This window comes from Streptomyces sp. XY006 (assembly GCF_002237655.1).
GTDB classification, from domain to species: domain Bacteria; phylum Actinomycetota; class Actinomycetes; order Streptomycetales; family Streptomycetaceae; genus Streptomyces; species Streptomyces levis.
Window position 1 is genome coordinate 23,217 of sequence record NZ_NOKT01000001.1, and the last position, 24,772, is coordinate 47,988.

The following is a 24,772-nucleotide window of genomic DNA, read 5'->3' on the forward strand; positions in this document are numbered from 1 at the left end:
GAGGTCCGGTATGGCACTCGGTGCACCCTCAGGGAGGTACTGAGTGCTCTCCGGCCCCGGCCGGCCGGCCGTTTGAGCTTCCGGCGGCGCGGCCGCGTATCCAGGGGCAGGACGAACCCCGACGACGGGCACCCCCGAGCCCGGACCGAAGGAGAACAGCGTGTCGACACCGTCCGAGCCCGGGCCGCCGCACGGCGAACCGCCCCTCGAACCCATCCGCGTGCTCCGGCCGCGGCGCACCGACGCGCTCGCGGAACTCATGCGCGAGTACCACGAGGAGACCGGCCGCACGGCGGGCGGCCCCGCGCCCGGCGGCTACGAGTCCATCACCCTGCCCCGCTCACCGGCCGGCCCGGGAGCCCCGTCGCCTGCTCCGGCCCCTTCGGAAGCCCTGACCCAGGAACTCCCGCCCCTGGCCCCGGTCCACGGCGGTGGCCGTGGCGCACCCCCCGGCGCCGGGCTGCGCCGCGCCGCCGTCGCGGTGGCCGTCGCCGCGTCGGCGGTGCTCGGCTTCGGCGGCGCCCTCCTGCTCGTGAAGGGCGGCGGCACCGCGGACGAAGCGGCCCCCGCGCCTCGGCCCACGCGGTCCGCCGCCGCCCCCGCACCCGTGCCCACCCCCACCCCGCCCGCCGCCGCCCCCGCACCCGTGCCCACCCCCACCCCGCCCGCCGCCGACCCCGACGGCCCCGGCACGCTCCGCGAGGGAGCCACCGGCCCCGAGGTGACCGAACTCCAGACACGGCTGCTGAACATCCCGGACGTCTACCGGGACGGCTCCACCAGCGGCCACTACGACCCCACCCTGACTGCGGCGGTCGCCCGCTTCCAGCTCTGGTACGGCATCAGCGGCGACGAGACCGGCGTCTACGGCAACGACACCCGCGCGGCGCTGGAGTCCCGCACCGCACCCGTCACCGGCTGATCCCGGGGACGCCTTCGTCCGACGACACCCCGGGAGGCGTCGGCCGCGCGGCGCGGGCGATGATGCGAACATGGCGGGTATGGACGCCTTCATCGACCGGCTGAACCCCGACATGTACGTGGTCACGGCCGTCGCGGGCGGTGAACGGGCGGGCTGCCTGGTCGGATTCGCCTCGCAGTGCTCGATGAAGCCCGTGCGGTTCGTGGTGTGGCTGTCGGAGCTCAACCACACCTTCCGGGTGGCCCGCGACGCCGACGTCCTCGCTGTGCACCTGCTCACCCGCGAACAGCACGACCTCGCCGAGCTGTTCGGCGGCCGCACCGGCGACGAGACGGACAAGTTCGAAGGCCTGCGGCTGCGCGAGGCGTACGGCGGGGCGCTCGTGCTGGAGGACGCCCCGGCCTGGTTCGTCGGGCGGATCGTGACGCGCGCCGGCGGCGGCGACCACATCGGCTTCGTGCTGGACCCGGTCGAGTGGGGCGGACGGGAGCCCTCCGAGGAGGAGCCCGTGCTGCGTCTCTCCGACGCCCTCACGATCGATCCCGGTCACCCGGTCGACTGACCCGGGCGCCCGCGGTTCGAACGCCGGGCAACGTCTCGGGAAAGCGGCGCGGCGGCGCGGGCCCGCGTGCCCCACCCTGGCCGGGGGCGGCAGGCGAGCCGCCCGGACCGCCGCGAACCGAAGGCCACGCCCATGAACGGCTCCCGCATCCCCGGCCTGGTGCTGCCCACCGTCTTCCTGCTGGCCCTGGTCGTGGGCCTGTGGTGGTACTGGAGGCACCGCGGCGACTCGTGAGCGGGGCCGCGGACCCGGCTCACCCCCAGAGGTGCCCTACCGCCCCTGATCCACCGGAGAGGCCGGAGCGACCGGAGAGACCGGAACCCGGACGTCGACGACGCACACGTCGTCCCGCCGCTCGTCCGGCAGCATCCGCGCCAGCAGCGGTCCGAGCGACGCCGGCCCCTCGGTCCGTGCCGTGGCGACGGCGTCGGCCAGGCGTTCCATGCCCCGGTCGATGCTCGCCGGCGGGTGCTCCACCAGACCGTCGGTGAACAGGATGAGCCGGTCGCCCGGTTCGAGACGGCACTCCGCCTCCTCGAAGACCGGAGTGGCGGTGGCCCCGATCAGCATGCCGCGCGGGCGGTGCAGATACCGCGCCTCGCCGTTGCGCAGCAGCAGCGGTGGCGGATGCCCGGCCTGGGCCCAGACCAGTCGGCGGTCGCGGGGGTTGTAGCGGGCCAGCACCATCGTCGCCGTGGCGTAGGTGTCACGCGAGTGCAGCAGCAGCGTGTTCAGCCGGGCCAGCGCGCCGGTCAGCGACGAGCCCGTGATGACCATGCCCTTGGCGGTGAAGCGGAGTTGGGCCATCGTGGCGACGGCGTCGACGCCGTGCCCGGCGACGTCGCCGACCACCAGCAGCGCGTCGCCCTCGGGCAGTTCGATGGCGCTGAACCAGTCGCCGCCGACGTGCACCCCCGACTGGGCGGGCAGATAGGCGACTTCCACGCGCAGCCCCGCCAGGTGCACCGGCCGGTTGGCCAGCGGCAGCAGCGCGTGCTGGAGCCGGGACGCGAGCGTCCGCTCGGCCTGGAGCACGTCGTGCTGGGTGAGGATCGCCCGCTCGCTCTCGACCAGGGCGAGTTCCGCCCGCCGCCGGGCGGTCATGTCCTGCACGAAGCCGTGCACCTCGACGGGCCGGCCGTGTATGTCGGTCACCGCCTCGGCGGCGAGCCGCAGATGCCGGATGCCGCCGCTGGTCCTGACCCGGAACGGCACGTCGAACGCCCGCCCCTCCGCGACGAGTTCGCCGACGGCACGGGTCAGCACGGGCGTGTCCTCGGGCAGGGCGAGCTCGGGCATCTCGGTCAGGCCGACCGGGCCGCGCGCCGGGTCCCGGCCGAGCAGGGTGAACACCTGGGTCGACCAGGAGGCGTCCCGGCCGGTCAGGTTCCAGCTCGCCCAGCCGAGGTTGCCCAGCCGCTGCAGATCCGCGAGCCGCTGTTCCTGCCGGTCGGAGGAGCCGTGCCGGATCCAGGAGACCACCAGGGTGTCGCCCAGCGGCGCCACCCGCACGGTGTACGTGAACAGCTCGGGGACGCCCGCCACGACCTCCTCGTGCGCGAAGGGCTCGCCCTCGTACTGCTCCCCGGTGGCCAGGACGTGCAGGCAGCCCCGCCACAGGGGCTGGGCCGCCAGCGCCGACCGGAACTCCAGCAGCCGCCGCCCGGCCGCTTTCTCTCCGGGGCGGCCCAGCAGGTCACCCACCTGGTTGGTCGCGGCCTCCACCCGGAAGTCCTCGGTCTCGCCCGTCGCGCCGCGCAGCGGGGTGAGCAGCATGGCCGCGACCGGCAGCGCCTCGAACAGCGCCTGCACCGCGTCCGTGTCGGCGTCGGGCCGCCGCTCCGCAGGGGGGTCGAAGGCCCGCAGCCGTCCGGCGCACAGGCCGGTGAGCCCCCGCAGGTGCGCGCGGTCGCGGGAGGTGAAGGCCCCGGCCCGGCCGCGCAGGACACCGATGCAGACGTCGGCGGAGCCCACGGTCACGACCGGCAGCCAGGCCCGTGAGCGCCACCGCTCGGGAGGGTCGCCGATCAGCAGGTACCGGCGCGCGTCCGAGGCGAGGTCCTCCAGCCAGCGCGGCTCGCGCGCCCGCAGCGCGTCCAGCGCCGCGATTCCGGCCAGCGGCGGCACCCGGCACCACTGGGCGGCCAGGTCGTCGTCGACGCCCGCGTGCCCGATGAGTTCGAGTCCGCCGTCGGGCCTGCGGGCGTAGATCAGGATCGCGTCCGCCCCCATGTCCGGGGCGAGGTGCTCCAGCAGGCAGCGGGCGAGGTCCTGCGGTGTCGTCACCCGAACGAGGGCCTGTCCGAGGCGGCCCAGGGCGGCGGCGACGTCGTCCGGCGCGGACACCTCCGCCAGGGCGGGCTGCTCGATGTCCGGGGTGTCCGGCGCGGCGCTTCCGGCCGCCCTGCCCGGGCCGGGGGGAGTGGGCGCGAGGTTTCCGAGGGTGATCCAGCACTCCTCCAGCAGGGTGTGACGGCCCGCCTTGGCTCGCTGGAGCAGCCGTTCGCCCGCCGCGTCGGCGGAGCAGCCGGTCAGGGCCATCACCGCGCCTTTGGCCCGTTCCACGATGGCCGAGGTCGCCGTCTGGTCGCGCAGCCGGTCCATCTCGGCGCGCTGCCGGGCGACGATCCTGGCCAGTTCGACCAGATCGGGTGCGCCACCGGGGCCAGTCGGCGTCACGGGCTCGCTCACGCGTTGAGCATTGCACATCCGGCCCGATCTGAGAGCGCCTCGTGAGCAGGGAGTGCTCTGGCATCACGCGCCCCGCCCGTCACACGCCTCCCGGCGTCAGCGGCCGTCGCGCGGATACAGCCACAGCCGCAGCAGCCGGCTGAGCCGCGGCATCACCAGGTAGGTCAGCACCGGCAGCAGCACCAGCGGGAACACGGCGGCCCGCAGCGGCAGCGGCCAGCCGGTGGTGTGCGGCGTCACCAGCCACTGGACGAGCAGCGTGAACGGGTAGGCGCCGAGGAAGGTCGTCAGGACCATCTTCCAGCGCGGCGGGGCCTGCACGGTGGTGCCGGGCAGGCTGAACCAGCTCTCCATGCCGGACGTCGACTGGCGTTCGCTGCCGACCTCCGTGGCGATGTCCTCGATCCGCCGGTGCCAGCGCGCACGCTCCTCGGACTCCAGCCAGGCGGCGAGCCGGTGCCGGTCGGACCAGCGCAGCACCGCGTGGTAGCGGTGGCCGTCCTCCACCGTCAGCCAGGAGACGCCCTCGTTGCCGGGGAACCGGCGGGCGCAGCGGCTGATGCCGTGCGTCCACTCCTCGAACTCCCGCTCACGGCCGGGACGCACCCGCCAGGTCAGGACCGTTGTCACCGGCTCGCCGCGCCGGACTTCGGTGGTGCTCATCCCGTTACGCGTGCCACGCGCGGCGCGGGTCATGCCTGTGCGGTCACGCGCGGCGTGGGTCAGGCCTGTGTGGTCACGCGTGGCGGTTGGCCTCCACCAGGGCCTGGGTCACGGCCCGGACGCTGCGCGCGATGTGCTGCAGCTGCATGACCTCGGCCGCGTACAGCTTGATGGTGTGCTCGATGACGCCCTCGTGCAGGCCGAGCCCGGGCAGGTCGGCGCGGGCGGTCTGCAGGGCGGTGCGGGCGATCCGGATCTCGTTCTGGACCTGGATCTGGGCGTGCCGGGCGAGGAGCACCGGTTGGCGGACGAACACGGGGTAGCCGGCGTAGCGCGCGGGGACCAGCTCGCGCAGCCACTTGGCCGCCGAGCGCTCCCAGTCGTAGCTTCCGGGGGTCTTGACCTGGCAGGGCCAGTCCGGGCTGATGCGCGTGGACGTCAGGGGCATGATCATCGCTTCCGGGTGTGCGGCGTCGTGAGGGTGGACGACGGGTCGGGGCGGCCCCGGCCTAGGGGATGACCGGGGCCGCCACGGACACCCGGGACGCCGGAGCGGGTAGGACCCGGCTCCACGGGTGCGGAACGGATCCGGAGCAGCCGGGTCGCGATCCGTGAGCAGTATTTATATATGCCAACCGGTTTGCAAGAAGCATGAAAACATTCATGCGCGCTTTGTTGCGGCTGATGCCCTTCTGCACCGGGCCGCGCCCCTCAGTCGCGCAGGAAGAACTGGTGCTGGTCGGCGACCTGCTCGTACTCCTCCAGCCGGGCCTGCGTCCGCTCCGGGTCCGCGTCCGTCATGGCCTGCAGCAGCGCCGAGCACATCACGCCCGGGGCGGCGTAGGAGTCGAAGACCAGACGTGAGCCGGTGCCGGTGGCGAAGACGACGTCGGCCTCGTCGGCGAGCGGCCCGAGGGCCAGGTCGGTGATGAGGGCGACCTTGAGCCCGGCGCCCCGCGCGACCCGGAGGGCCGTCAGGGTCTCCTGGGCGTGCCGCGGCATGGAGAAGGCCAGCACCCAGGTGCCCCCCGCCTCACGGGACTGCAGCAGGGCGTCGTAGGCGACGCTGCCGCCGCGCGTCACGACCCGGACGTCCGGGTGGACCCGGCGCGCGGCATAGGCGAAGTACTCGGCGAGGGAGACCGAGATGCGCAGGCCGAGGACCGTCAGGGGGGCCGACGACGACAGCTTGCGGCCGATGTCGATGACCAGGTCGGGGTCGGCGAAGTCGCGGCGCAAATTCTCCAGGTTCTCGATCTCGGCGTCGACCGCCGCCTGCAGTTCGTTGCCCCGGTTCTCCTCGGGAGCGCCGCCGGCGAGGGTGCCGAGCGCGATCGACTGGAGCTTCTCCCGCAGCGCCGGGTAACCGCTGAAGCCGACCGCCGAGGCGAACCGCGTCACCGAGGGCTGGCTCACCCCCACCCGGTCCGCGAGGTCCGTGATCGACAGGAAGGCCGCCTCGGTGATGTGCTCGATCAGGTACTGGGCGATGCGCCGCTGCCCCGGGGACAGGCGCGGCCGGTCGAAGAGCGACCTGAGCTGGGCGGACGGGGAGACCTCCGCTTCCGGGGCCGCCTTCCCCGAGGTGATCGCGGATGCCTGTGCGCGTGCCTGCTGCGGCGATGGCACCGGTGCGCCTCCTTCGTCTCCCAGAGACGTTCAACATAGCTCACGCACCGTGGTGACCAGGGCTTCTCGGCTACAGCACATGAGCTGCCCCGGTCGGGGATGTCCGGACGCCGGGCGGGAACCCGCCGACTGCAGCAGATCTTGAGAGGAGTCACCGCCATGACCACCCCCGAGGAGAACCGTCCCAAGACGGACACCACCGACGAGGTCCTGGAGCAGCACGACGATCACGGCTCCCGCCCGCCCGGCGCGACCGGCCGCACGATGCGCGAGGCCCTGGAGGAGGCCGAGGTGCGCCCCGACGACTACGACGAGCGGTAGCCCACGCCGGCCATCGCGACCCGACCGACGACGTTTCCGGCAGGTGAGACCGCATGGGCGCGCTGAGTGCGCTGGAAGAGACTCTGGAGAACCGATGGGAGGCGCTGTGGGCGCGAGTCCTCGACAAGGAACCGGTCGAGGTCGTCGACGCCCTGCGACGCGAGTGCGACGACAACGCGGTGGTGTGCAGTGAGGGCCGGGTCATGGTCCCGAACGCCTACGACGTCGAACTGCCCGACGACGTCCACGAACACCTGACCCGCACCGGCACCGACGTGGGCCAGGCCCTCACCGACAGCCTGTCCCGCCACGCGGACCGCCGCGGCTACGAATGGGCGGGACCCCTGGCGGTCCATGTGGCGAGGTGCCCCGAGGTGCCCAACGGCCGCTACCGGGTGGCCAGCAGGGTGATGCCCCACGTGAGCGCCGACGGGTTCTTCCACGCGGCCCATTGAGACGCGTTCCGTGACCCGCCCCCTGCCTCGTGAGGTGCGGAGCCAGGGGGACGCTCAACGGCGATAGATCGTGATCGAGTGCCCGACACGGTCGACGGGGCGGCTGCCGCCGATCAACTCGGCCAGCCGCCCCGTCGCCTTCGCGGCGGCGGAGTCCGACACCACCACCAGTCCGCGCACGGCGGCCGGCGGCTCCCGGCGCGGATCGGCGCTCTCGATGCCGTAGAACTCCGGCACTCCGCTGCCCTTGTAGACGAGCCACACGCGCTCGCCCGCGTACCGCTCCCGCAGCCGGTCCGCGAGCCGGCCCAGGTCCTGCCCCCAGTCCACGTTCGAGTCGTGCAGCCACTCCCGTGTCCTGCCCGGCCCCCCGAACGCCTCGTTGGAGTACGGCAGATAGAAGGGGTACGCCCGCGCCGAGCTCACCGCCACGGACGCCACGAGCACCGCCACCCCCACCGTGACCCACCGCCGCCGGACCGCGGTCACGCACCCCGCCGCCACGGCGAGGAACAGCGGCACGAAGACGACGTACCGGACTCCCAGGTCGCGCGCCCCCGGCACGGCCGCGGCGAACAGCACGGCCGGAGCGGCCAGCACATAAGGGGCGGCGGGCCGCAGCCGCCGGGACGCGAGCACGGCCACGACACCCCCGGCCCACAGGGCGAGCGCCCCGAGCGGCGTCTTCACCAGCAGCGCGGCCGGCAGGTAGTACCAGAGCGAACCGTCGTACACGCGGCCGAACAGAAAGCCCTGCCACGGCCGGTTCTCCAGCCCGAACTGCAGGCGCACACCGTCCCGGTAGGCCTCGGGGAAGGGAAGGAGCCGGACCAGCAGACCCCGCAGCCCGTGCACCACGGGCACCGGCTGCTCCGGAGCCCAGCGCAGCCGCGGATCGACGGCCAGATACGCCGCCCACACCACGGCGATGGCCGCCAGGGCCACCAGGCCCGTACCGGCCACCGCCCGCACCGCGCGGCGGCCTCCCGCCACCACCGACAGCGCCGCCAGGGCCATCACCACCGGCACGGCGGGCAGCGCGCTCATCCGGGTGGCCAGCGCCGCGCCCAGCGCCACCCCCGCGAGCGGCACGTACCACCCGGGCCGCCGGCGGGCCCGCCAGGCCAGCCACGCCGACGTCAGCACGAACCCGGCGGCCGGCACGTCGAGGGTGGCGAGCGAGCCGTGCGCGACGACGTCGGGCGAGAAGCAGTAGAGCGCCAGCGCGGCCAACCCGGCGGCCCGTCCCGCCAGTTCGCGGGCGAAGGAGAAGACGACCAGCCCGAACAGCAGGGTCAGCGCGATCACCGGGAGGCGGGCCCACAGCATCAGCCGCCAGGGGTCGTTGCCCGACTCGTACAGCAGATGCCGGCCCAGCCGGCCCTGGTCCCCGGCGAAGTCCCGGTCCAGGTGCGGCTCCGCGAGGGCCACCCCGGCGCCGATCAGCAGTTTGCCGAGCGGTGGATGCTCGGGGTTGTGCCGCAGCCGGTGCTCGTACACGTACTCGGCGGCGGCGCCGACGTACACCGGTTCGTCGATCGTCGGTGTCTGCCGGACCGCCGTCGTGACCATCGCACCGGCCATCTGCGCGAGCAGTAGCACCACCAGGAGCCGCACCGGCCACCGTCCGCCGAACCACCGCGCGGCGCGCGGCCGGGGCGCGGCCGGCGCCGGCCGGACGGCGGCGGGGGCGAGCAGGTCCCTCATGGACCCACTGTGCATCAGCCCCCGCCGCGCACCGCGTCACCGCCGCACGAGTCGCACCGACACTCCGTCAGCCGTGTGCACGGGCACGGCCCGCAGCGTGTCCGAGTCCAGCTCGATCCGGTCGAACCGGCCGCGCAGCCCCGGGGCCGACAGCACCGGAACGGTCGTGCCCGCCACCGGTGGCCGCCCGGCGTCGAGCCGCAGCGCCAGCACACCGCCGTCGAGCAGGACCCGCCGGCTCACCGTGAGGGCCGGGCCGTGGTCCCCGCGCAGCGTCAACTCCAGCCGCGACGCGCGCTCCTGCACGTACGAGCCGCGCACCCGCAGGACCCGGTCCGCGCGGAGCGTGCCGCCCGTGACCCGGACGTCCCCCAGGCCCAGTGCCTCGGGGGAGGCGGCCACGAGTGTGCCGGCCTCGACGACCGTCCCGCCCCGGTAGCGGTTGCGGCCGGTCAGGGTGAGCGTGCCCGTGCCGCGCTTGGCCAGACCGCCGTCGCCCTCGATGTCGTTGCGCCAGCCGTCGGCCGCGTGGAAGCCCCCGGCCGCCGCGTCCAGCGTGACGGTCACGTCCCGGTCGAAGGCGCCGTAACCGTCCGCCGCGGTGAACAGATCGAGGCGGCCCCACTGCTCGAAGCCGTCCAGCAGGACGTACCCGGAGGGCAGCCCGGTCGTGCGCAGCACCTCGCGCCGCTGCTCCGCGCTCAGATACGGCAGCCGCGTCTCCAGCAGCACCTCCGCGCCCTTGGGCACGGTCAGCGGGTCCTTGCGGCCGCGGCGGGGCAGCACGTACGTCATCCGGGGCCCGACCGCGCGGGCGTTGGCCCCGCGGTCGGCGTACGGGTCGGCGGCGTCGGAGTGCGCGTAGGCGTACAGCGTGTACGCGGTCGTACCGGTCCGCCGCGTGAGGTAGGAGAGGGCCTGGGCGCGGGCCGCCGTCTTCAGCTCGGCGTTCGCCGGATCAGCCAGGGCTGCCGCGGCCAGGGCGGTGGCCATGATCCGGCCGCCGATGACGTCGACCGTGGAGTGCATGCCCGCCGTGATCCGGGTGTGGCTCAGCTCGAACGCGCGCGTCACGAGCTCCTGGAAGCGCTCCGGCACCGCGTAGGCGAAGGCGAGAGCGGCGAGGTGGAAGGCGTTGGTGTGCCCACTGGGGAAGCCTCCGTCCTCCTGCGCGTTCTCCGAGCGCTGGCGCAGCAGTTGCGGGGCGACGACCACCTCCGAGTCGTACACCGGGTAGCCGAGCGCGTCCCTCCTGCCGGTGTCGACGACCTCGCTGTCCTCGTTCATGCGCCAGGGGCGCGGGTACTGGAAGGCGAACTTGGCCGGGTTGCCCGAGGCGAACGGGCCGCGCACGGTGTCGACCAGCTCGGCGACCCGGCCCAGGTCCGAGTCGTGGGAGCCGGCGCCGAGCGCCGATCCGGCCGGGGCGTCGGCGGGCAGGGTGTCGCTGATCTTCCCGGGGGGCGTGCCGTCCGGGGCGCCGGTGACCGACGTGACCGCCTTGGCGCCCTCCCGGTACGGCCCCGCGAGCGGGCCGAGACCGCCGATCATGGCGTAGCTCTGGTGCTGACGGTCGTAGAGGAAGGCCTCCTTCGCCTGCGCCTCGGTGCGGGACTGCGTGAGACGGGCGCAGTATCGCATGTTGGCGCGCAGCACCTCGCGGTCCAGGACGCTTCCGGTGTCCCAGGCGTCCCCGGTCTTCCACACCTCGGCCATCCCGCCCAGGATCCGGACGACCGCGTTGGTCTCGGGGGTCTGGTTGGCCACGACGTTCGACCGGTAGTCGTCGACGAACGCGGCGGGGCCGGTGGCCGCCTTCGCGTCCGCGGCGCCCAGCCACGTGACGAACGCCGGTGCGGCGACGAGCCCGGCCGAGGCGCCCAGGGAGGTCCTGAGGAATCCGCGCCGGTCGACGGCGGTGGCGGTGGTGTGCCCGGCTGATGACGGCATGGTGCGCCTCTCTCGAGTGCTGCGACGGGAGCTCCGGCCGTGCGGCCGGAGGGGCGGTGCGGTGTGCGGCCACGGGTGCCTTCGGCGACTTCAGCGGCACCCGGTGCGGATGGGTGGCTTCGGTGGCACCCGGCTGCGGACGGGCGGCTCGGTGTCACTCGGCTGCGGATGGGTGACTTCGGTGCCGCCCGGGGCGGCACCGAGCGAAGATCTACGGTCGGGCCGTGACCCCGCGCGGAGGGGCGGGTCACCGGCCGGGGGCGGGACGGTGAACGGCGGCCGCCCGGCTCACAGCAGCGAACGGGCCAGTGCGAGCGCGCCCTGCACCGGCGGCACCCGCAGACGCCGTGCACGGGCGGAGGGCAGGGACTCGGCGAGGGCGGAGGTGAACGCCTCGAACAGCTCCGGCTGGGCGAGCACCGTGCCGCCCGCCACCACGACGTCGTCCACGGCGACGCCGCGCGCGGCGAGCCGGACGACCAGGGCGGCCAGCGCCCGGCCGCCGTCGGCGATCACGGCCCGGGCGAGCGGCGAGCCGGCCTCGGCGGCCGCGAACACGACGGGGCAGTGGCGTCCCCACTCGGCGGAGACGTCCGTGGCGGACTCCAGGGCCGCGCCGAGCGCGGGCACCTCGGCCACGCCGAACGCCGCGACCAGACCGGCCGCCAGCGCGTCGGGCTCCTCGCCGCGGTCGTGCGCGGCCCAGACGGCCCGCGCGGCCTCCCGGACGAGTCCGGCCGCGCCGCCCTCGTCGCCGAGGACCGCGCCCCAGCCGCCGACCTGCACCGGATCGCCGTCGGGGGAACGCCCCACCGCGACCGAACCGGTACCGGCGACCAGGCCGACGCCCCGGTCCAGACCGGCGGCCGGGACGAGCAGCTCGGCGTCGCCCACGACCAGCGCGGGCACCGGCAGCCGCTCCTGGAGCGCGTCCCGGATGCCCGCGCACTGGCGGGGCGTCTCGCAGGCGTGACCGCCCACGGCGACCGCGGCCGGGCGGGCGTGCGCGGGCAGGGCGTCACGGACCAGCGCGGCCAGCCAGTCCGCCGCGGCCGGGGCGTCATGAGGGCGCCAGCCGGCACTGCTGCCGACCCGGTCCACGACGGTCCCGTCGCCCGCGAGGGCGCGCAGCTGTGTCTTGGTGCCGCCCACGTCGATACCGACCGCGTACGGCGTGGAGTCCTGCACGGAGCCTCTCCCGTCATCGCGCGGTCACGGCGGGCGGCAGGCGAACCACCCGTCGGACCACGGCAGTTGAGGAGGTAGGGAAGCCCCGGGACGGGCTTCTGCGGGGCACGGCAGGCGAGTACCGTGAAGTTCGTTAGGAAGTTAACTAACGAAGTAGGGTGCGTCAAGAGGCACGGAATTCCCGCTGCCGCGCCACCCTTGCGGCTGTCCTGCCCGGCCGCAGCACGACCTGGGGAGACCATGCACCTGAGTGAGAGTGCCCGTGTGGTGTTCGACGTACTGGCCGGGACGGGCACGGCCACCCGCCCCCAGCTGGCGACCGGTGCGGGCCTTTCCAAACCGACCGTCTCCGCCGCGGTGGCCGAGCTGGAGGCCCTCGGGCTCGCCGCCCACTCCGGGCGGGCCTCCGGCTCCACCGGCCGCAGCGCCGCCGTCTACCGGCTCGGCCCGGCCGCCGGCGCCGTGCTCGCGGTCGACCTGGGGCCCGCCGAGACCCGGGTGCGGGCCTGCGCCCTGGACGGCACGCTGCTCGCCGAGGGCACCGGGTCCCGCCGGGAGGCGGCCGGCACGGTCCGCGAGGTCCTCGACGCGCTGCCCGCCGGGGGCCCGCTGCGGGCCGTCGTCGTCGCGGTCGGCGACGTCCCCACCCGCGACGGGGAGGGCGCGGGGGAGCGCCCCGCGACCGCCAAGGCCGGTCCCGTCTTCGACGCCATGGCCGTCGCGCTGCCCGAGGGCGTCCCGGTCCACCTGGAGAACAACGTCAACTGCGCCGCCCTCGCCGAACTGCACGAGGGTGCCGCCGTCGGCCGCGACACCTTCGGCTACCTGCGCATCGGCGTCGGCATCGGCCTCGCCGTCGTCATCGGCGGCCGGGTCCTGCGCGGCGCGAACGGCGCCGCCGGTGAGGTGGCCCGGCTGCCCTACCCGTGGGACGACGACCGTGCCCCGCGCCACGAGGGACTGGAACAGCGCATGGGCTCGCGCACCCTGCTGCGCCGGGCCGCGGAGGCCTGGCGGGACGGGGACGGGCCCCGGCCGCGCACCGCGGAGCGGCTGCTCGCCCTCGCCGCGCGGGGGCACGCCACCGCCCGGGCCGTGGTCGACGCGCACGCCGCCGACGTCGGCCGGCTCGCCGCGGCCGTCGCCGCCGTGCTGGACCCGGGGCTGATCGTGCTGGGCGGCGGCACCGGCGCGGACCCGCAGCTCCTGCCCGGTGTGCGGGCCGAGCTGGCCCGGCTGAGCTGGCCCACCGAGGTCGTCAGCAGCGTCGTGGGGGACACCGGCACCGTGGCGGGCGCGAGCAGGCTGGCCGTGGCCCATGGAATTCAAACCGTGACCGGAGCCGTGCGGACGAGGCATTGACGGCTGCGCCATCGGTCTGCCAATGTCCGGACAAGCGCTTTCTAAGTCGGCCGGGACGCCGACTCCGGGTAAGCCTCCCGCTCGTACGCGAAGTACGGCAGCCGCACCAGGGCGTGCTTGTGCGGCGCCGGCCGACATGGCCGGGGACCCCACCCGTGAAGGCGACGCGGCCGGGCGAGGCCGCGCCCCGGGAAGCGACATTCGACATCTCCTGCACAATGCACCCGTGCCGCCTCGGCTGGCGCCGTGCTTCCTCCGCTACGAGAAAAGGGATCGAAGATGATCAGTGTGGGTGTGCGGCGCTCCCGCCGGCTCGGCCGCGGCGGCATACGCCGCCTCGTTCCGCTCGCCGCCGTGGCCACGGCGGGTGCCCTGGTGCTCTCCGCCTGCGGGTCGGGGTCCGGCTCGGGCGGCAGCGAGAAGTCGCTGACGTTCTGGATCTCCACGGTCCCGGGGCAGGACGCGGGCTGGAAGAAGATGGTGGCGCAGTACAAGAAGGAAGCCGGCGTCTCCGTCAAGCTCGTCAACATCCCCTACGACGGATACCCGGCGAAGCTGCACAACGCCGCGCAGGCGAACTCGCTGCCCGACGTGGCGGCCGTGCCGGCCCTGGATCCGATCTGGGCGAACAAGCTGATCGACCTCAGCTCCATCGCCGACAACAAGAGCTACAACATCAACAAGAACTTCATCGCCAAGGACTCGTCCGGGAAGGTGCTGTCCATCCCCTCGGACATCACCGCGTCCGGCCTGTACATCAACAAGTCGCTGTTCGAGAAGGCCGGCGTCGACTACCCGACCTCGCCCGAGAAGACCTGGACCTGGACCGACTTCATCAAGGCCGCCGACAAGGTCCGGGACAAGACCGGCGCCAAGTACTCCCTCACCTTCGACCAGTCGCCCTCCCGGCTGCGCGCCATGGTGTACGAGCTCGGCGGCAGGTACGTCCACGCCGACTCCTCGGGCAAGTTCTCGGTGGACGCCGCGACCCGGAAGGCCGTGAAGCGCTTCGTCGGGCTGAACGACGACAAGACCATGCCGAAGTCGGTGTGGACCAGCGGCGCCGACCCGTCCGCCATGTTCCAGAGCGGTGACGTGGTCGCCTACTGGTCCGGCGTGTGGCAGGTGCCCGCCTTCGCCGAGAGCATCAAGAAGTTCGAGTGGGCGAGCGTCCCGACCCCCGCCGAGCCGGTGCAGGCCAGTGACGTCAACAGCGGCGGCATGATGGTCGGCTTCGACAACAACGAGGCCGCGGCCGGCGCCGCGAAGAAGTTCATGTCCTGGCTGTACGAGCCGGACCACTACCGCGCGCTGTGCGAGGCCTCCGGGTTCCTGCCCGTCGAGAGCGGCCTGAACCCGAAGTACCCCTTCACCTCCGAGGCGGCCCAGGCGGCGTTCAAGCTCTACAACGAGTCGATCCCGCTGTACGAGCCGATCTCGGGCTACTTCAACACCGCGCAGACGAACTGGGTGCTGAAGGGCAAGAGCCTCACCGAGGACCCGACCAAGACGGAGCTCGGCAAGGCGATCAACGGCCAGCAGTCGGTCGACAAGGCCCTGGACAACATCGTGGCCGGTTACAACCAGCAGGTCGGCGGCGGATCCTGAGCCGGGGGCCGGGCGGCGGGCCGAGCCCCGGCCGCCCGGCCCCGAGCGCCACCGCCGCCCGGCTCACGGCGTGAGCCACCGCAACCCTTCCACCAGCACGGAGTCAGGAAGATGACCAAACGCGCCCCGGACGTGTCCGTGAGCCCGCCCAGGAGACGCAGTCGCCACACCCTCGCGCCGCTCGTCCTCATCGCGGCCAACGTCGTGCTCTTCGCGCTGTTCTTCGTCTGGCCCGCGGTGATCGGGCTCGTCTACAGCTTCACGAACTACACGGGCGTGGGGGCGTTCCAGTTCGTCGGACTGGACAACTACGGCAACCTGTTCGGGGACTCCACCTTCTACGACGCGGTGACCCGGACGCTGCTGTACACCGTGCTGTTCGTCCCGCTGAACTTCGTGTTCTCGCTGCTCATCGCCAACCTGCTGGTGAGCAGGAACGCCAAGGGCGTGTCGGTGGCGCGGGTCTTCTTCTTCATCCCGTGGCTGCTGTCGCCGATCGTCGTCGGTGTGCTGTGGCGATGGCTGTTCGGTGAGAACTTCGGACTGGTCAACTACCTCATCGAGAAGGTGGGCGGCAGTGCCGTTCCCTGGCAGTCGAACGCGGACCTGTCGCTGCTGGTGGTGGTCGTGGCGGCGTCCTGGGCCTGGACCGGCTTCTCCATGCTGCTGTTCATCGCGGCGATCAAGAACGTGCCGGTGTCGTACTACGAGGCGGCCGCGCTCGACGGCGCCGGTCCGTGGCGCCAGTTCGTGAGCATCACCCTGCCGAGCATCGCGCCCACGTCCTTCATCGTCATCCTGCTCAACACGATCCACGCGATGAAGGAGTATCCGCTGTTCGCCTCCCTCAACAACGGCGGACCCGGAACGTCGAACAACCTGCTGGTGCAGTACATCTACCAGACCGGCTTCAAGTCGGGGCAGATCGGCTACGCGAGCGCCGCGTCGTTCGTGCTCATGCTCATCCTGATGGCCGTCGCGGTCGTGCAGCTGATCGTCAACCGGCGGGTGGAGAACCGATGACAACCACAGAGATGCCGCGCAAGGCCGACTCCACGCCCGGACGGGCTGTGCCCAGGAAGCGGTCCGGCGGCGCGGCCAGTGGCGGGCTCCGGCGCGCGATCCCCGCGACGACCCTGCTGTGGGTCCTGGCGGCCCTCTACGGCGTGCCGGTGCTGTGGTTCGTGCTCAGCTCCTTCAAGCCGGCGGGAGACCTGTTCTCCCTCCCGCTGACGCTGTTCCCGCACGACCCCACCGTGTCGGGCTACCAGGCGGCGTGGGACAGCGCCAACTTCTCCCAGTACTTCATCAACACGACCGTCGTGTGCGTGATCGCGACGATCCTCACGGTGGGGGTCAGCTGCTGCACGGGCTACGCGCTGGCCAAGTACGACAACAAGTGGCTGAAGGTCTTCTTCATCTGCATCCTGGCCACCACGATGCTGCCGTCCGAGGTCATGCTCGCCCCGCAGTTCCTGGTGGTCCGCGACCTCGGCCTGTACAACTCGCTCGCCGGCATCATCCTCCCGGCCGTGCTCACCGCGACCGGGTGCTTCATGTTCCGCCAGTTCTTCCTGACGGTCCCCGACGAGCTCGTCGAGGCCGCCCGCATCGACGGCGCGCGTGAACTGTCGATCTTCCTGAGGATCATGGTGCCGATCTCCCGGCCCATCATGCTGACGCTCGCCATCCTGTCGTTCCAGTGGCGGTGGAACGACTACATCTGGCCGCTGCTGATGCTCAACGACCCCGAGAAGTTCACCGTGCAGATCGGCATCCAGAGCCTCGTCGGGGCGCAGAACATCAACTGGTCGGTGCTGCTCGGCGGATCGGTGATCTCCATGGTCCCGCTGATCGTCGTCTTCCTGGTGTTCCAGCGTTACGTGATGAACGCCGACATCAACGCCGGACTGAAGGACTGACCGTGCCCGACGAGCTCGACCACGCCTTCGTCCGCGCGGCGGCCCGCGCCGCCGACCGGCTCGCCGTCCCCCTGGCGTCCCGCCCCGACGAGGAACCCGCCGGGGTGACCCACCGCGCCCTTGCGCTGCGGGTGAAGACCCTGATCGCGGCGTACCGTTCCCCGCACTCGGCCCTGCACGGCAGCGGTCAGGCCGTCGCCGCCGCGACGACCCACCTCGGCGCCCTGCGGGCCGCGCAGACCACCACCGGCCTCTTCGCCGGCGGCGACAACGTGCAGTCCCCGCCGGACTCCGCGTTCACCGTCAACGACGTGTGCGACGCGCACGTCCTGGCCGCGGACGCCGGGCCGGACCTGCGCGAGGTGACCGCCGCGCTCGCCGGGATCGCCGGCGCCACCCAGGAGGCACTGCTGACCGGCGGGGTGCACACCCCGAACCACCGCTGGGAGCTGTGCGCGGCACTCGCCCGCCTGCACCGGTCGTTCCCCGACGAGCGGCTGCTCGACCGGGTCCGTGAGTGGCTCGCCGAGGGTGTCGACATCGACGCGGAGGGCCTGTACTCGGAACGCAGCGCCAACTACGCGGCCCATGTCTCCAACCCCTCGCTGCTCCTGCTGGCCGACGTGCTCGGCCGCGCCGACCTGCTGGACGCCGTCGTCCGCAACCTCACCACCACCCTGGACCTCATCGGGCCGGACGGCACGGTGGAGACCGTCCACTCGCGGCGGCAGGACCAGCACGCCCCGTTCCCGCTCGCGCCCTACCTGCCGCACTACCGGCTGCTCGCGATCCGCACCGGCCGGGGCGACTTCAGCCGGGCGGCGCTCCAGGCCGCCGCAGGCGGCGTCGACGACCCCGGCCTGCTCGCCGAGACGCTCCTCACCCCGGACCTGTGCCGCGTCCTGCCGGCACCGGCCGAGCGGGAACTGCCACGCGCGCGGTACCTCACCACGGCGCGCCTGGCCGCCCACACCTCGGCCACCGCGCGCACGGTGGTGTACGGCGGCTCCGACGTGCCCGCGCACCGGCGCATCCGCTCGGGCCTGGCCTGCAACCCCACCTTCCTGCGCCTGTTCGCCGGTGACGCGGTCCTGGACGCGGTCCGCCTCTCACGGGGCTTCTTCGACCTTGGCCCGTTCCGCGCCGCGGACATGCGACGCCTCGCCGAACACCGCCATCTGCTCACCGAGACCCTCTCGGCCGCCTACTACCAGCCGCTCGCGCCGGGCCTGCGCCGCGGCGACGGCGCCTACCGGATGGCGGACGAAGGGCGCTTCTCGGCCGCGATGGCCTTCGCGGACCGGCCCCGGGACGAGGTCTCCCTCACCACCCGCGTCGAGGTGGACCTGCGCGAGGACGGCGCCGACCTGCGCGTCGACATCGCCGGACCGCGGGTGCCCTGGGCTCTCGAACTGACCTTCCGCCCGGGCGGCGAGGTCGAGGACGCCGTGCCGATCGGCGACGGCCGCTGGTGCCTGACGAGCGGCCCGATGACCTACCGGGCCGGTGACGGCGAGATCCGGGTCGAGGCCGCCGTCGAGGCGGGGGAGCCCCTGGCCGGGCCGGACCGCGGTGACGTCCTGCGGTACGACCCGGGGCAGGACTACACCGTGGTGGGCGGCACCGACGCCACGAGCGGGAACCGGGTCTACCTCGGTGGGCAGGGCCCGCACACCCTGACCCTCGCCCTGCGCGCCCGCCGGGCCGCACCCGCACGGCACTGACCCGGGCCGGTCCGGCTCACGCGCCGGGAGCCGGGCCGGACACCTCGGGTGCCCGGGCGGCGAGGGCCTCCAGGGACTCGCCGCTGAGCCGGCACACCTTCCACTCGTCGAGGAACTCCACGCCGAGCGACCGGTAGAAGTCGACCGCGGGCGTGTTCCAGGCCAGGACCACCCACTCGAAGCGGTCGTAGCCGTTGCGCCGGCAGAGCGCGGCCAGCGCGGCGAGGAGGGCCTTGCCCTGGCCCGAGCCGCGTGCCTGCGGCCGGACGTAGAGGTCCTCCAGGTACATGCCCCGGGTGCCCGTCCAGGTCGAGAAGCGCGGGAACCACAGCGCGAAGCCCAGGACCTCCCCGGTGTCGTCGTCCTGGGCGATCAGGGCGTGGGCGGCCGGGTGCGCGCCGAACAGCGCCTCGCGCAACTGCTCGTCGGTGGCCCGGGCCTGCTCCTCGGCCCGTTCGTAGGCGGCGAGTTCACGGATCATCGCGCGGATCTCGGGAATGTCGTGCGGCGTCGCGGACCTGATCATGGGCACATCATGCCCGATCGGCACGGACCACCGGGCCGGTCACGCCCGGTCCGTCCGCACCACCTCATCGGCCCGCCCCACCACGTCCGTCCGCACCACCACATCGGCCCGCCCCCGGGTCGCCGCGACCAGCTCGGCGTTGGGCTGGTCCGAGCGGGCCACCCAGGCCCGCGCCTCCTCGGGGGTCTTGCCGAACCGCTCGTGCCGGGCGACCAGGCGGCGCACCCGCTCCGGCTCGGGCAGTTCGCAGAACCACACCTCGTCCAGCAGGGGCCGGACCCGGGCCCAGGCGCCGGTGTCCAGGAGGAGGTAGTTGCCCTCGGTGACGACCAGCCGGGCCGTCGGCGGGACCGGGATCGCGCCGGCGAGCGGTTGTTCCAGGACGCGTTCGAAGCCGGGGGCGTAGACGACGTCGCCGGCGTGTTCCTCCTCGCGCAGACGCGCCAGCAGGGCCGCGTAGCCGGCCGCGTCGAACGTGGCGGGAGCGCCCTTCCTGTCGCGCAGGCCCAGGCGCTCCAGTTCGGCGTCGGCGAGGTGGAAGCCGTCCATCGGCACATAGGCGACCCACGGTTCGCCGGGTCCGTTCAGTGCGCGGACCAGGCGCTCGGCGAGCGTCGACTTGCCCGCGCCGGGGCTGCCGGCGATGCCCAGGACCGCGCGCCGCCCGCCCTGCGGGAGGGCACGGGCGCGCCGGACGAGATCGTCGAAGGTGTGCGGCACAGGCACGAGTGTGTCACCCGGGTCCGGGCGTCCGTGCGGGCAGGCCCGTGCCCCGCGCGTGTGGCGTGCGCCACTCACTTGGAACATCGCCGGGAGGGGAACCGATCCTGTATGACGCAGCTCGGTCTACCCGACGACATCCACGCCTGCCTCTTCGACCTCGACGGGGTCGTCACCAGGACGGCCGTCGTGCACGCGGCCGCCTGGAAGGAGATGTTCGACGCCTTCCTGCGCGCACGCGACGGCGAGGACTTCCGGCCGTTCGAGGCGGCCGACTACGACGAGTACGTCGACGGCCGGCCACGCGCCGACGGCGTGCGCACCTTCCTGGCCTCCCGCGGCATCGACCTGCCCGACGGCGATCCGGACGACCCACCCGGCGCCGAGACGGTGCACGGCCTCGGCAACCGCAAGAACGACCTGGTCCTGGAGAAGATCCGCACCGAAGGCGTCGAGGCGTACGAGGGCACGCTGCGTTACCTGGAGGCCGTCCGCGCCCACGGCCTGAGCACCGCCATCGTCTCCTCCAGCGCCAACTGCCAGGACGTGCTGCGCTCGATCGACGCCGAGCACTTCTTCGACGTGCGCATCGACGGCGTCGTCGCCGCCGAGCGCAAGCTGCCCGGCAAGCCGCACCCCGACACCTTCCTCGCGGCCGCCGAGGACCTCGGGGTCCGCCCGGCCGAGGCCGCCGTCTTCGAGGACGCGCTGGCCGGCATGGACGCGGGCCGCGCCGGCCGGTTCGGGTACGTCGTCGGCGTCGACCGCGTCGGACAGACCGACGCGCTGTACGCGCACGGTGCCGACATCGTGGTACGCGACCTCGCCGAACTGGGAGGCGCCGAGTGATAACCCAGCGGGCCTACGGCGTCGAACCCTGGGCGGTGCGCGAGACGGAGCTCAACCTGGACCTGCTGGCGCAGAGCGAGTCCGTCTTCGCGCTGTCCAACGGGCACGTCGGCTGGCGCGGCAACCTCGACGAGGGCGAACCCCACGGCCTGCCCGGCTCGTACCTCAACGGCGTCCACGAACTGCACCCGCTGCCGTACGCGGAGGCCGGCTACGGCTACCCCGAGTCGGGACAGACGGCCATCAACGTCACCAACGGCAAGGTGCTGCGCCTGCTCGTCGACGACGAGCCGTTCGACCTGCGCTACGGGCGGCTCGTCGCCCACGAGCGCACCCTCGACCTGCGCCGGGGCGTGCTGGAGCGGGTCTGCGAGTGGACCTCCCCGGCCGGCTCGACCGTGCGGGTGCGCTCCACCCGGCTGGTCTCCCTCACCCAGCGGGCGATCGCCGCCGTGGCGTACGAGGTGGAGCCCGTCGACAGCCGCACCCGCGTGGTCGTCCAGTCGGAACTCGTCGCCAACGAGAGCCTGCCCGAGCCGGACGGCGACCCGCGCGCGGCCCGTGCGCTGAAGTCGCCCCTGGAGCCGGAGGAGGACCTCGCCCAGGGCGGCAGGCTGCGCCTGGTCCACCGCACCCGCCGCAGCGGCCTGCGGGTCGCGGTCGCCGCCGACCACACCGTGACGGGCCCCGAGCGGACCACCACGAGCAGTGAGAGCAACGTCGACGTGGCCCGGCTGACCGTCACCTCCGTCCTGGAGCCGGGGGAGCGGCTGCGGGTGGAGAAGCTGGTCGCGCACGGCTGGTCCGGCGCCCGCTCCCGGCCCGCGATGAGCGACCAGGTCGAGGCGGCCCTGGCGGCGGCCGGACACAGCGGCTGGGAAGGGCTGCTGGCGGAACAGCGGGCGTATCTGGACGACTTCTGGGCGCGTGCCGACGTCGAGGTCGACGGTGACGAGGAGATCCAGCAGGCCGTCCGCTTCGCCCTCTTCCACGTGCTGCAGGCCGGTGCCCGCGCCGAACAGCGTGCCATCCCCGCCAAGGGGCTCACCGGTTCCGGCTACGACGGCCACGCCTTCTGGGACACCGAGGCGTTCGTCCTGCCGCTGCTGACGTACACCGCGCCGCAGGCCGCCGCCGAGGCCCTGCGCTGGCGGCTGGACACCCTGCCCGCCGCCCGCGAGCGCGCGGCCCAACTCGGGCTGCGCGGCGCCGCGTTCCCCTGGCGCACCATCGAGGGCTCGGAGGGCTCCGCCTACTGGCCGGCCGGCACGGCCGCCTTCCACGTCGGCGCCGACATCGCGGACGCCGTGGTGCGTTACGTGGCCGCCACCGGCGACGAGACCTTCGAGCGCGAGGTGGGCGTGGAACTGCTGGTGGAGACGGCCCGGTTGTGGCGCTCCCTCGGCCACCACGACGACCGGGGCGTGTTCCACATCGACGGCGTCACCGGGCCGGACGAGTACAGCGCGATCGCCGACGACAACACGTACACCAACCTCATGGCCCGGGCGAACCTGCTGGCCGCCGCCGACGCCTGCAAGCGCCACCCCGACGAGGCCGCACGGCTCGGCGCCGACGAGGAGGAGATGGCCGCCTGGCGCGACGCCGCCGAGGCGATGCACGTCCCCTACAACGAGGAACTCGGCGTGCACGAACAGCACGCCGGCTTCACCCGCTACCAGCGCTGGGACTTCGCGCGCACCCGGCCCGACCAGTACCCGCTGATGCTCCACTTCCCCTACTTCGACCTCTACCGCAAGCAGGTGATCAAGCAGGCGGACCTGGTGCTGGCGATGTACACCTGCGGCGGCTTCTTCGAGGAGTACTTCGATGAGGAGCAGATCGCCCGCAACTTCGCCTACTACGAGCCGCTGACCGTGCGGGACTCGTCCCTGTCCGCCTGCGTCCAGGCGGTCATGGCCGCCCGGACCGGTCATCTCGACCTCGCCTGCGCCTACACGGCCGAGGCCGCGCTGATGGACCTGGGGGACCTGGAGCACAACACCCGCGACGGGCTGCACATCGCCTCGCTGGCCGGGACCTGGATGGCGCTCGTCGCCGGCTTCGGCGGCATGCGCTGTGCCGACGGCGGCCTGCGGTTCGCCCCGCGCCTGCCCGACCGGTACAGCCGGCTGGCCTTCACCATCCGGTTCCTCGGCCGGTCCCTGCGCGTGGAGCTGACCCCCGGCCGGGCCACCTACACCCTGCGCTCCGGGCCGCCCCTGACCATCCGCCACCACGGCACCGAGCTGACGGTGAGCGAGGACACCCCCGTGACCCGTCCCGTCCCGCCGCCGCCCCGGCGCCCCGCCCCCGGGCAGCCCGCGCACCGGGCCCCGCACACCCGCTGACCGTCCCGGCGCGTCAGGCGCTTGGCCGTATTCCGCCCCGCACCCCCTCGACCGGCGAGTTAGTTTGTCCGTGTTTGCGGACTTCACGGGGTAAGGGGCGGAACATGGCCGACGGCGCGAACGCCATCCTGGTCCGCGGGCGGCGGGAACAGCCGCCCGCGGGCACGGCCGGCAGGAAGCGCGGCGACCGGGCGCTCGCCGCGCTCGCCGCCGTCTTCACCCTCGCGCAGCTCGCCCTCGTCCGGCCCGTGCTGGGCCTCGGCTGGGACGAGATCGTCTACGTCAGCCAGGTCACCACCCACACCCCGGCGGCCTTCTTCAGCGCACCCCGCTCCCGGGGCGTCTCCCTGCTGGTCGCGCCCGTCGCCTCCTGGTCGTCGTCCGTCCCGCTCCTGCGCGTCTACCTCGCCGTGCTCTCCGGACTCGCCCTCTTCCTGGCCCTGCGCGCCTGGCGCGGCCTGTTCCCGACCCGGGTCCTGGTCGTCGGCGGCGCCCTGTTCGCCTCCCTGTGGCCGACCCTCTTCTACGGGCCGCAGGCCATGCCCAACTACTGGGTCGCCATCGGCGCCCTGATCAGCGTGGGCTGCTTCCTGCGCGCCCGGGAGGAACGTTCCGCCCGGGCGGCGCTGTGGGGCGTGGCCGCGGGCGGCGTCCTCATGGCGCTGATGCGTCCCGGTGACGCCCTCTGGGTCGCCCTGCCCCTGCCGGCCCTCGCCCTGGCCCGGCGCCACTGGCGCCTGCTGTTCGCCCTGGCGGCGGGGCTCGCGGCGGGTGCCCTGCCGTGGGTGATCGAGGCGTGGCTCGCTCACGGCGGCCTGGCGCAGCGGCTGTCGGACGCCTCCCGGATCCAGGGCGGGCTCGGCTGGCAGTTCGCCGTGGACGACCAGCTGCGCAGCCTGGGCGGACGGGCCCTGTGCCGGCCGTGCACCGGCTCGGTGCCCCACCCCGTGGTCACCGTCTGGTGGTTCGCCCTGCCCGTACTGGCCGGGCTCGCGGTGGCCGTCGCGGCCCGGGCCCGCCGCCTGGCACGGACCCTGGTCCCGCTGGCCTGCGCCGCCACGGCCGCCGTGCCCTATCTGTTCATGATCGGCTACGCCGCTCCCCGCTTCCTCCAGCCGGCCTACGCCCTGCTGGCGATCCCGGCGGCCGACGCCCTGTGGCACGTGGTGAAGCGGCCGGGCGGGTCCTGGCGGCCGGTCGCCGCCGCGCTGGTCGCGCTCGGCCTGGCCGGGCACCTGGCCGTGCAGCTCGCCGTCCTGCACGGCGCCGTGGCCCGCAACACCGAAAGCCGCGCCGACTGGGACCGCACGGCCGGCGCCCTGCACCGCCTCGGCGTCCGCCCGCCCTGCCTGCTCACCGGGCACGAGGCCATCCCCATCGGCTACTACACCGGCTGCTCCTCGGGCGCGGCCTCCGGGCACAACGAGAACACCACCGTGCCGGAGATCCTGCGCACCGCCCGCCGGCTGCCGGTCGCCCACCTGGCACCCGCCGGCGGCACCGCGCCCGGGTACGCCCGCGCCTGGCCCGTCCACCGCGTCTCGGACCTCGACGTCCGCGTCGCACCGCGCCCCTGACGCCCCACGCGCGTTTCCCGCCCGTCCCGTCCAGGTAGGACTCGT

General features: G+C 73.7%; 21 protein-coding genes. 12 read left to right on the forward strand and 9 right to left on the reverse strand.

Going from position 1 to position 24,772, the window contains the following annotated elements; translation table 11 throughout:
• The first annotated feature begins 160 nt into the window (after positions 1 to 160).
• Complete coding sequence (locus CHR28_RS00130; protein ID WP_179272262.1) at positions 161 to 922, forward strand: peptidoglycan-binding domain-containing protein; 762 nt, start codon at positions 161 to 163, stop codon at positions 920 to 922.
• Between the two features lie 70 nt (positions 923 to 992).
• Positions 993 to 1,484 (forward strand): flavin reductase family protein, encoded by a 492-nt coding sequence (locus tag CHR28_RS00135; RefSeq protein WP_094051308.1) that lies wholly within the window; start codon positions 993 to 995, stop codon positions 1,482 to 1,484.
• 270 nt (positions 1,485 to 1,754) lie between these two features.
• On the opposite strand, the gene CHR28_RS00140 is transcribed toward CHR28_RS00135, so the two are convergent.
• The 4 genes from CHR28_RS00140 to CHR28_RS00155 form a co-directional block, all read right to left on the reverse strand.
• Positions 1,755 to 4,193 (reverse strand): SpoIIE family protein phosphatase, encoded by a 2,439-nt coding sequence (locus tag CHR28_RS00140; RefSeq protein WP_094051309.1) that lies wholly within the window; start codon positions 4,191 to 4,193, stop codon positions 1,755 to 1,757.
• Positions 4,194 to 4,271: 78 nt separating this feature from the next.
• The gene (locus CHR28_RS00145) at positions 4,272 to 4,838 is read right to left on the reverse strand and encodes an antibiotic biosynthesis monooxygenase (RefSeq protein WP_094051310.1); all 567 of its coding nucleotides are present in this window, start codon (positions 4,836 to 4,838) and stop codon (positions 4,272 to 4,274) included.
• Positions 4,839 to 4,911: 73 nt separating this feature from the next.
• Positions 4,912 to 5,292, reverse strand: coding sequence for a hypothetical protein (locus tag CHR28_RS00150; protein ID WP_179272263.1), 381 nt, complete (start codon positions 5,290 to 5,292; stop codon positions 4,912 to 4,914).
• Positions 5,293 to 5,549: 257 nt separating this feature from the next.
• Positions 5,550 to 6,491, reverse strand: coding sequence for a MurR/RpiR family transcriptional regulator (locus CHR28_RS00155; protein WP_094051311.1), 942 nt, complete (start codon positions 6,489 to 6,491; stop codon positions 5,550 to 5,552).
• 135 nt (positions 6,492 to 6,626) lie between these two features.
• On the opposite strand from CHR28_RS00155, the gene CHR28_RS37625 reads away from it, so the two are divergent.
• Together CHR28_RS37625 and CHR28_RS00160 are read left to right on the forward strand one after the other, a co-directional pair.
• Positions 6,627 to 6,788, forward strand: coding sequence for a hypothetical protein (locus tag CHR28_RS37625; RefSeq protein WP_179272264.1), 162 nt, complete (start codon positions 6,627 to 6,629; stop codon positions 6,786 to 6,788).
• Between the two features lie 53 nt (positions 6,789 to 6,841).
• Positions 6,842 to 7,243 (forward strand): DUF3662 domain-containing protein, encoded by a 402-nt coding sequence (locus CHR28_RS00160; RefSeq protein WP_094051312.1) that lies wholly within the window; start codon positions 6,842 to 6,844, stop codon positions 7,241 to 7,243.
• 54 nt (positions 7,244 to 7,297) lie between these two features.
• On the opposite strand, the gene CHR28_RS00165 is transcribed toward CHR28_RS00160, so the two are convergent.
• The 3 genes from CHR28_RS00165 to CHR28_RS00175 form a co-directional block, all read right to left on the reverse strand.
• Positions 7,298 to 8,965, reverse strand: a complete 1,668-nt coding sequence (locus CHR28_RS00165; RefSeq protein WP_094051313.1) for a phospholipid carrier-dependent glycosyltransferase — start codon at positions 8,963 to 8,965, stop codon at positions 7,298 to 7,300.
• A 21-nt stretch (positions 8,966 to 8,986) separates the two neighbouring features.
• Positions 8,987 to 10,900: a phosphatase PAP2 family protein gene (locus CHR28_RS00170; protein WP_094051314.1), complete on the reverse strand. Its 1,914-nt coding sequence runs from the start codon at positions 10,898 to 10,900 to the stop codon at positions 8,987 to 8,989.
• A gap of 288 nt (positions 10,901 to 11,188) precedes the next feature.
• Positions 11,189 to 12,088 (reverse strand): BadF/BadG/BcrA/BcrD ATPase family protein, encoded by a 900-nt coding sequence (locus tag CHR28_RS00175; RefSeq protein ID WP_094051315.1) that lies wholly within the window; start codon positions 12,086 to 12,088, stop codon positions 11,189 to 11,191.
• 240 nt (positions 12,089 to 12,328) lie between these two features.
• On the opposite strand from CHR28_RS00175, the gene CHR28_RS00180 reads away from it, so the two are divergent.
• From CHR28_RS00180 to CHR28_RS00200, 5 genes are all read left to right on the forward strand, one after another.
• Positions 12,329 to 13,450, forward strand: a complete 1,122-nt coding sequence (locus CHR28_RS00180; protein WP_094051316.1) for an ROK family protein — start codon at positions 12,329 to 12,331, stop codon at positions 13,448 to 13,450.
• A gap of 279 nt (positions 13,451 to 13,729) precedes the next feature.
• Positions 13,730 to 15,058: an ABC transporter substrate-binding protein gene (locus CHR28_RS00185; protein WP_094051317.1), complete on the forward strand. Its 1,329-nt coding sequence runs from the start codon at positions 13,730 to 13,732 to the stop codon at positions 15,056 to 15,058.
• Positions 15,059 to 15,169: 111 nt separating this feature from the next.
• Positions 15,170 to 16,081 carry a carbohydrate ABC transporter permease gene (locus tag CHR28_RS00190; protein ID WP_094051318.1) on the forward strand — a complete coding sequence of 304 codons (912 nt, stop codon included), beginning with the start codon at positions 15,170 to 15,172 and terminating at the stop codon, positions 16,079 to 16,081.
• Positions 16,078 to 16,980, forward strand: a complete 903-nt coding sequence (locus CHR28_RS00195) for a carbohydrate ABC transporter permease (RefSeq protein WP_094051319.1) — start codon at positions 16,078 to 16,080, stop codon at positions 16,978 to 16,980. The genes CHR28_RS00190 and CHR28_RS00195 overlap by 4 nt, the downstream gene beginning before the upstream one ends.
• A 2-nt stretch (positions 16,981 to 16,982) precedes the next feature.
• Positions 16,983 to 18,704: a hypothetical protein gene (locus CHR28_RS00200; RefSeq protein WP_094051320.1), complete on the forward strand. Its 1,722-nt coding sequence runs from the start codon at positions 16,983 to 16,985 to the stop codon at positions 18,702 to 18,704.
• Between the two features lie 16 nt (positions 18,705 to 18,720).
• Here the strand turns inward: CHR28_RS00200 and CHR28_RS00205 are convergent, their stop codons facing one another.
• The gene (locus CHR28_RS00205) at positions 18,721 to 19,230 is read right to left on the reverse strand and encodes a GNAT family N-acetyltransferase (protein ID WP_094051321.1); all 510 of its coding nucleotides are present in this window, start codon (positions 19,228 to 19,230) and stop codon (positions 18,721 to 18,723) included.
• A 39-nt stretch (positions 19,231 to 19,269) separates the two neighbouring features.
• Positions 19,270 to 19,950: a nucleoside/nucleotide kinase family protein gene (locus CHR28_RS00210; protein ID WP_094051322.1), complete on the reverse strand. Its 681-nt coding sequence runs from the start codon at positions 19,948 to 19,950 to the stop codon at positions 19,270 to 19,272.
• 111 nt (positions 19,951 to 20,061) lie between these two features.
• On the opposite strand from CHR28_RS00210, the gene CHR28_RS00215 reads away from it, so the two are divergent.
• From CHR28_RS00215 to CHR28_RS00225, 3 genes are all read left to right on the forward strand, one after another.
• Positions 20,062 to 20,799, forward strand: a complete 738-nt coding sequence (locus CHR28_RS00215) for an HAD family hydrolase (RefSeq protein ID WP_094051323.1) — start codon at positions 20,062 to 20,064, stop codon at positions 20,797 to 20,799.
• On the forward strand, positions 20,796 to 23,150 hold the full coding sequence (locus CHR28_RS00220; protein ID WP_094051324.1) for a glycoside hydrolase family 65 protein: 2,355 nt from the start codon (positions 20,796 to 20,798) through the stop codon (positions 23,148 to 23,150). The genes CHR28_RS00215 and CHR28_RS00220 overlap by 4 nt, the downstream gene beginning before the upstream one ends.
• A 104-nt stretch (positions 23,151 to 23,254) precedes the next feature.
• A complete protein-coding gene (locus tag CHR28_RS00225) occupies positions 23,255 to 24,727 on the forward strand; it encodes a hypothetical protein (RefSeq protein ID WP_094051325.1) in 1,473 nt (490 codons plus the stop codon).
• Positions 24,728 to 24,772: the final 45 nt, after the last annotated feature.

Coding starts and splice junctions, on each gene's coding strand:
- CHR28_RS00135 (WP_094051308.1), top strand. CDS start 993: ATGGCGGGTATGGACGCCTTCATCGACCGGCTGAACCCCGACATGTAC.
- CHR28_RS00215 (WP_094051323.1), top strand. CDS start 20,062: ATGACGCAGCTCGGTCTACCCGACGACATCCACGCCTGCCTCTTCGAC.
- CHR28_RS00225 (WP_094051325.1), top strand. CDS start 23,255: ATGGCCGACGGCGCGAACGCCATCCTGGTCCGCGGGCGGCGGGAACAG.
- CHR28_RS37625 (WP_179272264.1), top strand. CDS start 6,627: ATGACCACCCCCGAGGAGAACCGTCCCAAGACGGACACCACCGACGAG.
- CHR28_RS00150 (WP_179272263.1), bottom strand. CDS start 5,292: ATGATCATGCCCCTGACGTCCACGCGCATCAGCCCGGACTGGCCCTGC.
- CHR28_RS00195 (WP_094051319.1), top strand. CDS start 16,078: ATGACAACCACAGAGATGCCGCGCAAGGCCGACTCCACGCCCGGACGG.
- CHR28_RS00185 (WP_094051317.1), top strand. CDS start 13,730: ATGATCAGTGTGGGTGTGCGGCGCTCCCGCCGGCTCGGCCGCGGCGGC.
- CHR28_RS00165 (WP_094051313.1), bottom strand. CDS start 8,965: ATGCACAGTGGGTCCATGAGGGACCTGCTCGCCCCCGCCGCCGTCCGG.
- CHR28_RS00205 (WP_094051321.1), bottom strand. CDS start 19,230: ATGATCAGGTCCGCGACGCCGCACGACATTCCCGAGATCCGCGCGATG.
- CHR28_RS00190 (WP_094051318.1), top strand. CDS start 15,170: ATGACCAAACGCGCCCCGGACGTGTCCGTGAGCCCGCCCAGGAGACGC.
- CHR28_RS00140 (WP_094051309.1), bottom strand. CDS start 4,193: ATGTGCAATGCTCAACGCGTGAGCGAGCCCGTGACGCCGACTGGCCCC.
- CHR28_RS00145 (WP_094051310.1), bottom strand. CDS start 4,838: ATGAGCACCACCGAAGTCCGGCGCGGCGAGCCGGTGACAACGGTCCTG.
- CHR28_RS00170 (WP_094051314.1), bottom strand. CDS start 10,900: ATGCCGTCATCAGCCGGGCACACCACCGCCACCGCCGTCGACCGGCGC.
- CHR28_RS00180 (WP_094051316.1), top strand. CDS start 12,329: ATGCACCTGAGTGAGAGTGCCCGTGTGGTGTTCGACGTACTGGCCGGG.
- CHR28_RS00160 (WP_094051312.1), top strand. CDS start 6,842: ATGGGCGCGCTGAGTGCGCTGGAAGAGACTCTGGAGAACCGATGGGAG.